The organism is Phycisphaerae bacterium (genome assembly GCA_019636475.1).
Lineage (GTDB): Bacteria > Planctomycetota > Phycisphaerae > UBA1845 > UTPLA1 > JADJRI01.
In genome coordinates, this window is record JAHBXN010000008.1 from 15,022 (window position 1) to 26,892 (window position 11,871).

The following is an 11,871-nucleotide window of genomic DNA, read 5'->3' on the forward strand; positions in this document are numbered from 1 at the left end:
AGGCCAAAATCAGCGCGGACTTTCCCGTGGGTGCTGCAAAATGCCGCTGATTTCGGATTTCTCCGGCGCAGGCGACCCGGATGCTGTAAAATTCGCATGTATTTTCTTTGAGACCTCAGGCGGGAACCGCGCGCGCCACGGCGCTCGAGCCCGGACCTTCCTCGGTAGACCATTTCGGAGAGGCCCAGTGCCAGTCACGATTTTGAGTTCCGCTGCGGGCCTGTTTGCCTGCCTGGCGATCGTCGGCATCAACGTCGAGCCGCCTCCGATTGATCCGGCCCCGACACACATCGTTGCTGGCCGCCGGTTTCGCATCATTTGCGATTGGAAAAATCAGAAAGCGGCTGCGGAAGCATTGCGGGTGGTTGAAGCAGTCTGGCCCATCGTCACCGAGTCATGGGATTGCGATGAAGGCTTCGCTGAGTCGAGCGAGCCGGTCACGGAATTGGACGTCTACCTCTATCAAACCATCGCCGCGTACGAATCGGCCGACGCGGCCCGCACCGGCGGCCGCTTCCGGGAGAATCTGAGTTTCTCTCATCACCAGGATCGCAAGGCACGCGTGGCGCTCCAACCCCCGTGCTCCGATGAACTGCTGGCGCGCTCCGGGCTGCCGGTACTTACTCGAACGATGCTCGCGCATGAGGCCGCCCATCTCGCGGTCTATTCGCTCATTCCCAACCATGCCGACCATCCCGAGTGGATGACGGAAGGATTTGCCGCATGGGCCGCGACCGAGGTGTTACTCGCTGATCGCAGCATTGATTCAGTCGAAGCCGATCCCTTCAGCGCGACGATGCTGACGCGCGCTCGCGGCCTGGCGAACGATAAGCGATGGCCTTCACTGAAATCGATCATCACAGGCGTGAGGCTGCCGTTCAAATTGCAGGATCGGTATGCCATTTACTGGCAGCTCTATCGGTTCCTGAATCAGCCGCAATACCAGATGAAGCTCAGCGAGATCCATCGCCATGCGCGACGGTCTCCGCGTTCGAATCGCCTGACCTTGGAATTGGGCGACTTCGCCACCAGGCAATTCGGAGGATTGGGTGGGTTGAAGGCATGCGATGCGGAATTTCGTCGATTTGTGATGGAGGCGCGCCCGCGGTGGTGGGAATTGACTCGCTCGATGGAAATCCGAGGGGACGAATGGATTCAGATCGCCTTTCCGTCCACCCGGGCTTCTCTTCAATTCGACAAGCCGATACAGGCGACATCGTTTCGTGTGACGGGTTCGCTTGAGTTCCTGAGGAATCAGGTCGATCACGGAGAGTCGGCCATTGTATTCCATGGAAACCCGGATGCCTCAATCGAAATTCGATTCTCGACCGACCGATCGGTCCAGATCGCATCCGTGGACAAACCGACCGGCCGGATTCGAATCCTGGGGCAGGGCCGGTTGGAGAATCAGGCCGCCGGGAATCACAAACCGGGTCCGCATCGCTTCTCGATCGACATCGGGGCTGGCCGCGTCGCAATAGGGGTTGATGGTCAGCCGCCGCTGCAAGCTGACTTTCCCGCTGGTGAGGCGTCGTATTTCTGGGGACTCATTGCCGATCGCGGCACGGCTGTGATCTGGCGAAACCTTGGATGGTCGTCAGGCGCCGATGCGGGCAAGTGAAATGAGTTGAGAGGTTTGTACGCCACGGTTCATTCACACCGTCGGCCATGTCTGACCCGTTTGAAAGGTCGATACAATCGCGAGCCAACCAATCGGTGAATGACCCCAATGCGCCGATTCGGCTGTACCGCGGCGCGATTTCTGCCCGATATTCACACAATGAGCATTCTTGATGCGCAACTGCGAGCCATCATTCAGCGATTACTCACCGCTCTTGAGGTCGGTGAGCTGAACGATCTGTGTTCCGGCAACGAATGCAGTCGATCTCCCACGCAATCCAGGCAGGGTGTCGATCTGCCACGGCGTGTTAACAGTTTTGATGTGCCGGATCGTCGCAGGCACATCCCATGGACCTGGAGCCAGCGCGGTGGCCATGCATGAACCTGCCGGCGCAGTTGTAGAAGCCCGGTCACCGCTTCGACCGCGGCCGAATATCGCTCGAAATCGCGATCATTCGGTCGATTTTCCGCGATCAAAATCACCACTGGTCCAATCGACGGTCGACCGCACGCCATTGACCGGCGCCGTCGTACTTGAAACGGATGTAAATGGACTGGGCGCGATTCGCAGCCTGGCCGGCTTAAGGCCTTCTCCGCGCATTGTCGGCGTGGACTTTACCAGCTCGATCGGATTTCGTTCGCGGCTGTGCGAGTGTTACAAGGCGCCGCGGCCCGATCTCGCGGATGGTCGCGCCCTGCGTGATTTCCTGCTGAATCTCTCAGGCACCTTTGAAGGACGGCCGGCGCTGTTCCCGAGCGGCGACCGAACGGTGCGGCTGATCTGCAAATATCGTCGTGATTTTGATCGCGCGTATCGCCTGTTGCTGGTGGATTCGGAGCAAGTCGAACTCCTGATTAACAAGGCGAAATTTGCCGATTTGGCCCGCTCCGTCGGCGCAAGAACACCGAGAACGGAGATCGTGACGGCGGCAGTCGGCGCGGCTGCGTCCTCGGATCTGCGATTTCCAATCATTGCGAAGCCATTGAATCAGCCGGGTGAAGACCCGGTCCGCCGCGCCTTCAAGGCGAAGTGCTTCGAGAGCGCCTCCGAATGGGACAATTATTTCCGCGACTGGCACGGGGCTTCCGAACATCGTGTGCTGATTCAGGAGCGAATTCCGGGAGAAGATAGCGACATTTACTTCTATGGGGGCGTCTGGCGCGACGGTGAACCGGTGTGCGGATTCACAGGGCGCAAAATTCGCCAGCATCCCAAGGGCCTTGGCTCGACCGTTATGGCATTATGCGAAAGGCACGATGAAGTGCGTCGCCTGGCGGAACAATTCCTCAAACGCATTCGATTCAGCGGATTGTGTGACGTCGAGTTCAAGCGCGATTCGCGCGACGGGCAGTTCTATTTGATTGAGGTGAACCCGCGCCAAGGCCAATGGCACCGCATCGGCCGGCTCTGCGGCGTGGACCTGGTTCAGGCAGCTTTCTACTCGCTGGCCAATCTGCCGCACCGGTGGCCGGAGCAGAAAGAGGGCCCCAGCGGCTATTGGTCGTACCAGTTTCAGGATCTGGGCCGGCTGGTGGATGACTGGCGTCGCGGGAGTTTCCGGCTGGGGGACTGGCTTCGACCTTATCTGCTCAGGCCGGCGGACGGCGTCTTCAGTTGGCGCGACCCGTTGCCGTGGGTCATGGAGTTCGTTGACTGCCTGCGAAATCGATTTACTGCCGCTTCCAGTGCTCGAATCATTCCTTGATTTTCATCCGCCGGTCCCCCGGACGCCAATTTTGCGCGGTCCATCGGAACAGGGGTGATGATGCCGCACAGTCGTGGCCGCATGACAACCTTGCAGCGTCTAATCTGTGGCAAGGAAATTCCTGCACTTCCGGCCGATGCGGACGGCGCAGGATTCCGATAGGGTGAAAGGCGTAATCGCGGTATTCCGGCGGCGTTCGCCCTGGCGGCGTTGGTGCGGCAGATAGCACCGCAAGTGGAGATCTTCGTGAGCATACTCGACAAGGTCATCACGCATTCCGTGAATCGGATCGCGGCACTCACCGGCCGGGCGGAAGCTCGCTTTGCCGACCAGATCGACGCGGCTCACGTGCTCTGCTATCACACGATTGTCCCCAATGACTTGGCAAAACGCGGCTGGGTCGCATCCCATGCCGTCACAGTGTCCCAATTCGAATCTCAGATGGCGATGCTTGCCCAGACCGGTCGCGTTCGCCGCCTATCGGAAATTTCCCGATGCCTGCAGTGCGATGAAATGAACGACGGACCGCATGTGGCGATCACCTTTGACGACGGCCTGGCCGACAATGTGCTGCTCGCGCTACCGATCCTGCAACGATACGGTTTGCCGGCCTCGTTCTTTCTGTCCACCGGGGTCATGGATCGCGGCGACCTGTTCGTGGGCGACAAGATTCGGATTCTCCGCGATGCCAAGGCCCGCGGGCGGCTTCGGATGACGATTCATCCGGTCTGCGAAAGACTTCTTGAGCAGCCTGGCTATTACAAGATTGTCGCCGTATCAGATTATCGTGAAGCACTCGACGAACTCTGGGCGGTCGCGCGGCATCGGGTCGATCCGGCGGCGGTGGAAGCCTGCCGCGTGATGCGGTGGGACGAAGCGCGTCTTCTGCGTGATGCGGGCATGGAGATCGGCGCGCATACGGTCAACCATGTGATCCTGTCTCGAGAATCAAGTGACGTTCGGCAGTTTGAAATTGTCGAGTCGATCCGGCGTGTCGGATCAGAAATGCGGCGCACCGGCGTTCCGTTTGCCTATCCGAATGGTCAGTCCGCGGATTTCGACGAATCGGATTCCGCGGTTCTTCGGGAACTGAAAACACCCTACGCGGTCACGACGATTCCGGGCGCCAATCGAGCGGGCACCGACCCGATGACACTACGACGGCACTGCATCGGCATTCGCCATACGGCGGTCGACCTCTGGACCGCATTCGACGGTGACCATGCCGCCGTCAGGGTTCGCGAAACAGTATCAGGCTGCTTGTGAATCCGTGAATGAATGTCCGGTCGCCGACCGGGCCGATCTCCCCCGCTGCAAAGAAGCCCGCAATTTCACAATTCGGAGCGGCTTCGTTCACCACGTTGATGTCATGATTTGGTACGCCGAACATGCGCGAACCGCGACCGTTGCAGGTGAAGAGCAGGCCTCCCCGCGGAGGTGTTTTCATCTGTTCGACGCGCTGCCGGATGAGTGACTTCATCTCCGAATCAGCGCTTTTCGAGTCACGCACATGGAACTGAATCATCTGTCCGGGGCGCACGAGCGTTGCGACGGCGATCCCGGTGTTTTCGACAACGCCCATCAAGTTGCGAATCAGGAATTCGTGGGCCTCGTTGCCACGTTCCGCGTCGATCGCACTGCCGATGTGAATGCCGCCGGCCTGCATCAGCGCCTGATCTTCGGGATTCGCAGTCCGGAAGATACTCTGAAGCACCTCCATCGCCGGGCGTCCGCGCAGCTCCTGGATCACGTTTTGTTCCGCGCGCGTTATGACCAGCGGCTCCCCGATCGGTCGACAGCCTTGTGAGACAATCGATTCGATCACGACCGGTCCGGAAATTGAGACGCCGGCCAGTCCCTGGCGCAGGACCTGATCGTTGAGAAAGAGCCTGTTCTCTCCCGGCTTCTGCCCGGCGCTCGCCAGGCCGCCGACGACCGGCGAACCGGGGAAGATTCGATCGATCTGCTGGAGCGCGTATTCTATTCTTGCTCCGATCGTGAACGGCTCCGGCAGAATCACGAACCCCGGCTTTTCATCGGGCACGGCGCAAACGCGATCGGTCCAGTGTTCATCCTCGTCGAACTGATTCAGATCGTCGGCATCCAGAACGAACGGCATGATGCGCGTATGTGAAAGCTCTGCCGTCCATAATGCGATGGCGGGCGCCTGCTCCACCTCGCGACCGTTCCCAATGATTCCATCCCCGGTGCAGCCGATGAGATTGCGTGCATTTGTCCGTTCGAGGACGCCGGACAGTATCTCGTCGCATTCATCCTCGAAGTGCGGAGACACGAAGAGCAGGGCCAGATCGGGCTTCACGCCCGTCACGGCGTCGCAGACCTCTGACACCGCATCGGCGAAATTCGAATTCGTGCTCAGTGAAGACTTGAACTTCATCATGTTTCCCCCGGCCGAATCCAGTGTCAGTTCGCCGCTGGTCCGCACGTCGCGGACGTTTAATCCATCTTATCAGGCCCGGCTACCAACGCGAAAGGGCGGTTTGAATCGTTGGCGCGCTTCGGGACGCGATGCGCGGGGCCGTTGTACTCCAAATGAAGCTCAAACCGGCTCCCTGACCGCCTATTCCGGGCGTTCTCCGATTCGATTGAGCACGAGCAGACGCATTTCGGTCATGTGTTCGATGGCGAATCTGACGCCTTCGCGGCCCAGTCCGCTGTCCTTCACGCCGCCGTACGGCATCGCATCCGCCCGAAACGACGGCACATCATTAATCACGACACCGCCGACTTCGAGCTCGTCGAATGCGTAGAATGCGGACTGGAGGTTGTTGGTGAAGACGCCGGCCTGCAATCCGAAATCGCTCGCATTGACGCGCCGACATGCGTGTTCGAACGTCGCAAACGGCTCGATGATCGCGACTGGACCGAACACCTCGCGGCAACCCAGTTCGCACGAATCCGGGACGCGCTCCAGCAGCGTCGCATCAAAAAAGGAACCGCGCCGCGCACCGCCGCAGAGCACCTCAGCGCCCTGGGCGACTGCATTCCGCACCCACTCTTCCACCCGCATGGCGTCCTGCTCCGTAATGAGCGGTCCCAGGAAAGTCTCTTCCGACAGCGGATCTCCCGATTTCAGCACGTTGGCCGCCGCAACGAGGCGAGCTTTGAAGTCATCGTATATCGACTCATGGACAAGGATGCGCTGAACGCTGATGCATGATTGGCCGCTCTGATAGAACGCTCCGATGATGATCCGCGCTGTCGCATGCGTCAGATCGGCGTCTCGATCGACAATGCACGCCGCATTTCCGCCCAGTTCGAGGATCACCGACTTCTTTCCGGCTCTGGCCTTCAGGGCCCAGCCGACCTGAGGGGAGCCTGTGAACGACAGCAGCTTGAACCGCTGATCCGTTGCCATGAGATCGGCACTCTCGCGCCGGCAGGGAAGCATGCTGAAGCCTGCGTGGGGCCACTCGGTCTCGGCGAGGATTTCGCCGAGCAGGATCGCGCTGATTGGCGTGAGTGACGCGGGTTTGAGTATGAAAGGGCAGCCCGCCGCGATTGCCGGGGCGATCTTATGCGCGGCGAGATTAATCGGAAAGTTGAATGGAGCAATGAACGAGCAAAGCCCGATGGGCACGCGCTTCCAGATACCCTGATAGCCTTCGGTCCGCCGCGACAGATCCAGTGGCAGGTATTCACCGCGAATGCGAAGAGCTTCCTCCGCGCCGAGCTGAAAGGTCTCGATTGCACGAACAATCTCGCCCCGTGCGTCACGGATCGGCTTGCCTGCCTCAATCGCGAGGACGCGAGCGAACTCATCCTGTTTCAGTTGAAGGCGCGACGCGACATGATTCAGCACGTCCGATCGAGCAAAGGACGACAACTTGCGACACGCCCGCTCCGCGCCTTGGCCAGCGGCAATGGCCTGGTCAAGGATATGCTCATGAGCGAGCGAGACGCGCGCGATCGATTCTCCGGTGAATTTGTTGACCACCGGAATCGTGGAGTCGGTGAACATCGCCCGACCGGCCAGATAGAGCGGATATGATTCGCGCATTGCAACTATCGTAACCTTAGTCCTTCAAAACGCGAGACGATCGTTTGGTTCGGGTGGATGGGCCGCTGCCTGTTTTACCTTCTTCAGGGCGATTCTTGACCGATTGGCCAAACACTTTTGTTCAATTTGATCATGCGAAGTGGTTGAGCCAGTGATCGAATCAGATGGGCCCATCGATGTCGCTGATCGTGAAATGCTCGGTTTGCGGCAGGAAGCTGCGCGCGCCGGCGATCCTCGCCGGAAAGCGCGTTCGATGTAAGTGCGGTGAGAGTCTGTCGATTCCGCAACTCGCGTCCGGCACTTGCGCTACGTCCCCCGCATGAGGTGGACATCACATCGCCGGGCCGGGCCGCCTTTACGGGTAATAGGTGCTCCACTCGGACTCAGCGTTCGCGAATGAGCCGGAGACCTTCTCCCCGAGGGCGTCGACAGCCGTGATGCAAACGAGAATGATCAGCCCCAGCATGACGGCATATTCCGTTGCTGTGGCGCCTTCGTCGGAGTCCCAGAATTCTCTGACGCATCGCAGAAAGGATCGCATGACATCTCTCCCTATTGTTGGTCAGGCGATCCGTCCGCCGACGCATCGTCCAACCCACTTCGAATCGACTGCTCCATTCCGCGCCGCGGCCTTTTGTCCCTCAAAAGCCGCATCGGCGTCGGACTAGTCAATTCGACTTCCCATACCTGTTTATCATTGTCCAATTCATTTGGAAGTGGGGCGAACGGAAATCATGACGATCTCCGCAGGATGGCGTGACCAGCCTCGATAGCGGACGCGAGGAACGCGCTTCGGGAGTTATTGACCCCGTCCGGAGCGGCGAGGCCGACGACCGTTCAATGAAAATGAGCCTGCGCTGAGACCGGCTGGGCGGCGGTTGGTGACTCCGCGAAAATTGTCGGCCGGTTTCAGGTCACCCTTGCGCGCACGAACGATGTACTCACTCCGTCCGGTGAAACGCGAACCGTCAGCGAGATGCCGCACTTCGGACAGCGGCCGTCGTACCGATCGGCGGACCGCTCTCGATAGACGCGCGAATAGACGCCGCAGCATTCGAAATGGACGCCGATCCATGGTCGTCCTTCCTCGCTGGATGGCTTCGAGGATCGAACACTGCTCGCATCAATGGTCCCGTCCGCAGTCAGCAGAATGTCCAGCCGGCGCGGCGCGGCTTGAACGTTCGGATCTCCGATCGAGGCGGGGACGAATCGTTCGGTTGATTCCGGCTTAGCGGCGTTGTTTTGAGGTCTTTCGGGCACGCCAGCTTTATCGGATGAATCCGGCCATGCCATTTAGTCGCTGTTCGAACCGGTTCCAAACTCGACAACCGCGATAAGGACACTAACATTCAGCCCTGGTCCGTTTCCCGAGTCAGTGAGGACACTTCCGCCATGCCCGCGCCTCGACCCTTCCAGATAGCCGGTTCCATTCTTGCCGGCGATCTGCTTCATCTTGCCGAAGCCGTCACGATCTGCGAGCGCGCCGGCGCTGACATCGTGTCACTCGACATATGCGACGGCCACTTTGTTCCGACCATCAGCTTTGGCGAAGAAGTCGTTCGCCGGACTTGCCAGGTTACGAACTTGCCCGTCGAGGTTCACCTGATGGTCAGTCGACCTGACGATTGGGTCGTCCGCATGGCGGGCATGGGGCAGTTTCGAATGTTGTTTCATATCGAAGCCAGCCAGCGGGCGATGGGAGTCATCCAATCAATCGCTCGCCAGGGCGTCAAGCCGGGCGTTGCTCTTAATCCGGAAACGCCGGCCGTCGCGATGGCACCGTTATTGCCTTATGTTGATAACGTCTGCGTCATGGGCATCGCCCCCGGATTCGCAGGCCAGCCCTTGCTTGATTACACCTACCGGAAGATCGCTGACCTTCGCGAGATGATCGAGAACCAGGGTTCGAAGGCGACGATCACCATCGATGGCGGCGTGAAAGCTCACAACGCGAAGCAACTCGTCGAAGCCGGTGCGGACATACTTGTCGTCTCATCGGCGATGTACGGGCACGCGCGTCCCGAGGAGAGTCTGCGGGAGATCCGAGGACTGGTTTCCGGGACGTAGCCAGCAAACCGCACTGAGCGACCGATGAATCGCCGGCGGGGTGTTACGACGGAATTTCTCAAGCCGGGGCGGATTGCGTGTCGTCATCGCCCGGCAGTTGTCTGAACCGCGGCAACTTTCGGCTGGGACACACGGCCGTTTCCGACAGTTGAAGCCGCGACCTGGGCGGGCAATCGGGTTGCGCTTGCGAGTTCCAGATTCGTCACGACGACCCAATCATCTTCGTCGTCGCCCGCGGGGCCGCGGTCGATGCTGAACAGTTCTCGCATCGGCGGGTCGGGCTCCAAATATCGGCGCAGTGCGTGGACCTGGCCGCGCTGCAGCACGATGTAAACATGATGGTCGCTCGAAAGCAGATTCGCGATTTCCGTGCCGACGTAAATCAGCAGGTCCATCTCGTCGTGGGCTTTGTCGTGGGTGCTGACCAGCTTGTACGGATCGACGATTTGGCGAATGGGTTGATTCTCGTAGAAGGCGACGCGACCATCCGGTCGGTTGCCCGCCCAGTAGATCTCCGCATCTCTCGGAATTCTTGCCTCGCGAAGCTTTTGGACCAACATCTTCGGATCTTCGGTGTTATCGACGGCTGGTCCGATTGTCGCCCATGCCGCGACGAAGCAGAAGACTGACATACATCCGAGACTGATCATGCTCGCGAGTCGTCGCCCGCGCAGATAGAGCGCTCCGACCCATGCAAGAAGCCCGACCATGCCGAGGACAATCAGCGGTGAGTAGGTGGCGACATTTCCATGCCATATTTCCGGGTACATGTCTCGTGCGACAAACCACATGACACCAAGGCCGATTGTCCACGCCGCGAGAATGATCCCGAAGAGCAACCGCGCAAGGCCGGGTCGCACGTTCCGTACGCGAAAGAAGAAGTCCTGCAGGACCGGTGTGAGGAGGATCGCACAGGCGGGAAGAACGGGGATAATGTAGTACGGCTTCTTGAAGCTCATCAGTGACATGATTACGACACCCGTGATCAGCCAGAACCATGCGAACAACAGCGGCCGTCGGTTCGCGCGGTACTTCCGGAGAAACGGGGAGACGATCGCCTCGGGCATCGATAGCATCCACGGCACCGTCAGGCCGATCACGATGGGTATGTAGTAGTGATATCTTCCGGACTTGCAGCCGGGGTATTCGCCTTTGAACCGGTCGAGGTACTCATAGTTCCAGAGTTCCCACGCATAGGGCACCTTGCGGGCCACAAGAATCAACCACGGCACGAAGGCCGCCAGGAAGACCGGAACACCCCACCAGAGCCCCAGCCGGCTCAGCGCGGTGCGCAACTTCGGCCAGAGGTCCATGAATCCCAGTCGCAACGCGCCAGGTATCGCGCGCGGGCCGACGGCCGCCAGCAGCCGCGCCGGTCGTTCGCACCACCACCAGATCGCGATCGCCGGGCCGACGAGCATCAGCGGCATCGGGCCCTTCGCCATCATCGCCAGGCCGAATGCGAGGTAGAAACGTAGAAGGCGCCATGTTCGCTGCGCAGCCGTTTCAGCTTTGCGTGACCACCAGAACTCCGCAAATGCCCACGTACAGAAAAGCGTCAGCAGGGCCTCGGCGGTCGCATTGATTGCGAACAACATTGTCCCGAGCGACGTTGCGAAGACAAATGCCGTGATGAAACCCGCTTGCGACCCGAACATCGACGATCCAAGCCTGTGGAGGATCAGAATGGTGAGCAACATGGCGATGATTGAAGGCAACCGAGCCGTCGCCGCGGAAACGGGCGGCAAGTCGGATGAGCCGCCGAACAGCATCTTCGCGGCCTCCGTGACGGCAATCACCGCCCAGGGCGCCATCGGCGGCTTCACGAGAAAGGGCGTATCCAGATAATGGGGCACGAGGTACTGATTGTCTTCGATCGACTGCCGGGCGATTTGGGCAACGATGACCTCGTGATCTCCCATGGCGGGCCCGCGCATCAGTGCAACAGCGAACGCGCCGATCCAGATCGCGCACATCAAGGCAAGTTGCTTCGTCGTCGGTCGGCGAAAGTCCGCTACGAAATTTCCAGGAAGAGCCGCCGGGTCTGGGGTGCGATTCGGTGTTTGCATCATGCGCTTGCCCTTGTCGGTCGATATCAGCTCCGCTCAGGAGTCGGCGACGCCGGTATCTCTCAGGCTGGATATGATAGCGAACGCCGCTGCGGGAGTCAGCTTCGTGATCTGAGTGGCCGGATTCACTCTCGCAGGTTCGACAACTGCGATTTTGCATGGGCGGCAATGTGCTCGTAGACCGTGGCGAACAAGCCCATCAACGGAAATGTGCTGCGTGCAACGGGTGGCGGTCCCATCCGCTTGAGTGCAGGTTCGCATTCGACGATGAGCGGGGGTGTCAGAATCGTTGCATCGATGCGACGGAATTCGACGGAATCCGTCGGAAGGTCGACGGGCACAGCGTGCCGCGATTGTGAGAGCCTGTCCATTGATTCGTTCATTCGCC

General features: G+C 59.7%; 11 protein-coding genes. 5 read left to right on the forward strand and 6 right to left on the reverse strand.

What is annotated here, in order from left to right; translation table 11 throughout:
* Positions 1-187 precede the first annotated feature (187 nt).
* The 4 genes from KF841_13235 (at position 188) to KF841_13250 (ending at position 4,592) form a co-directional block, all read left to right on the forward strand.
* Entirely contained in the window at positions 188-1,621 is a 1,434-nt protein-coding gene (locus tag KF841_13235) for a hypothetical protein (protein MBX3396320.1), read from the forward strand.
* A 159-nt stretch (positions 1,622-1,780) separates the two neighbouring features.
* A complete protein-coding gene (locus KF841_13240) occupies positions 1,781-2,002 on the forward strand; it encodes a hypothetical protein (protein MBX3396321.1) in 222 nt (73 codons plus the stop codon).
* Positions 1,989-3,326, forward strand: a complete 1,338-nt coding sequence (locus KF841_13245) for a hypothetical protein (protein ID MBX3396322.1) — start codon at positions 1,989-1,991, stop codon at positions 3,324-3,326. Before KF841_13240 ends, KF841_13245 begins: the two co-directional genes overlap by 14 nt.
* A gap of 246 nt (positions 3,327-3,572) precedes the next feature.
* Positions 3,573-4,592 carry a polysaccharide deacetylase family protein gene (locus KF841_13250; protein ID MBX3396323.1) on the forward strand — a complete coding sequence of 340 codons (1,020 nt, stop codon included), beginning with the start codon at positions 3,573-3,575 and terminating at the stop codon, positions 4,590-4,592.
* Here KF841_13250 and KF841_13255 read toward each other — a convergent pair.
* From KF841_13255 to KF841_13270, 4 genes are all read right to left on the reverse strand, one after another.
* Entirely contained in the window at positions 4,558-5,727 is a 1,170-nt protein-coding gene (locus KF841_13255; GenBank protein MBX3396324.1) for an FIST C-terminal domain-containing protein, read from the reverse strand. The two genes, KF841_13250 and KF841_13255, sit on opposite strands and share 35 nt — an antisense overlap.
* A gap of 180 nt (positions 5,728-5,907) precedes the next feature.
* Positions 5,908-7,347: an aldehyde dehydrogenase family protein gene (locus tag KF841_13260; protein MBX3396325.1), complete on the reverse strand. Its 1,440-nt coding sequence runs from the start codon at positions 7,345-7,347 to the stop codon at positions 5,908-5,910.
* A gap of 355 nt (positions 7,348-7,702) precedes the next feature.
* The gene (locus KF841_13265; protein MBX3396326.1) at positions 7,703-7,888 is read right to left on the reverse strand and encodes a Flp family type IVb pilin; all 186 of its coding nucleotides are present in this window, start codon (positions 7,886-7,888) and stop codon (positions 7,703-7,705) included.
* Between the two features lie 368 nt (positions 7,889-8,256).
* Positions 8,257-8,607 carry a hypothetical protein gene (locus KF841_13270; GenBank protein ID MBX3396327.1) on the reverse strand — a complete coding sequence of 117 codons (351 nt, stop codon included), beginning with the start codon at positions 8,605-8,607 and terminating at the stop codon, positions 8,257-8,259.
* Positions 8,608-8,739: 132 nt separating this feature from the next.
* Here KF841_13270 and rpe point away from each other — a divergent pair, with 132 nt between their 5' ends.
* Positions 8,740-9,414, forward strand: a complete 675-nt coding sequence (gene rpe / locus KF841_13275) for a ribulose-phosphate 3-epimerase (protein MBX3396328.1) — start codon at positions 8,740-8,742, stop codon at positions 9,412-9,414.
* 83 nt (positions 9,415-9,497) lie between these two features.
* Here the strand turns inward: rpe and KF841_13280 are convergent, their stop codons facing one another.
* On the reverse strand, positions 9,498-11,390 hold the full coding sequence (locus KF841_13280) for a glycosyltransferase family 39 protein (GenBank protein MBX3396329.1): 1,893 nt from the start codon (positions 11,388-11,390) through the stop codon (positions 9,498-9,500).
* A gap of 218 nt (positions 11,391-11,608) precedes the next feature.
* Positions 11,609-11,866, reverse strand: a complete 258-nt coding sequence (locus KF841_13285) for a hypothetical protein (protein ID MBX3396330.1) — start codon at positions 11,864-11,866, stop codon at positions 11,609-11,611.
* Positions 11,867-11,871 lie beyond the last annotated feature (5 nt).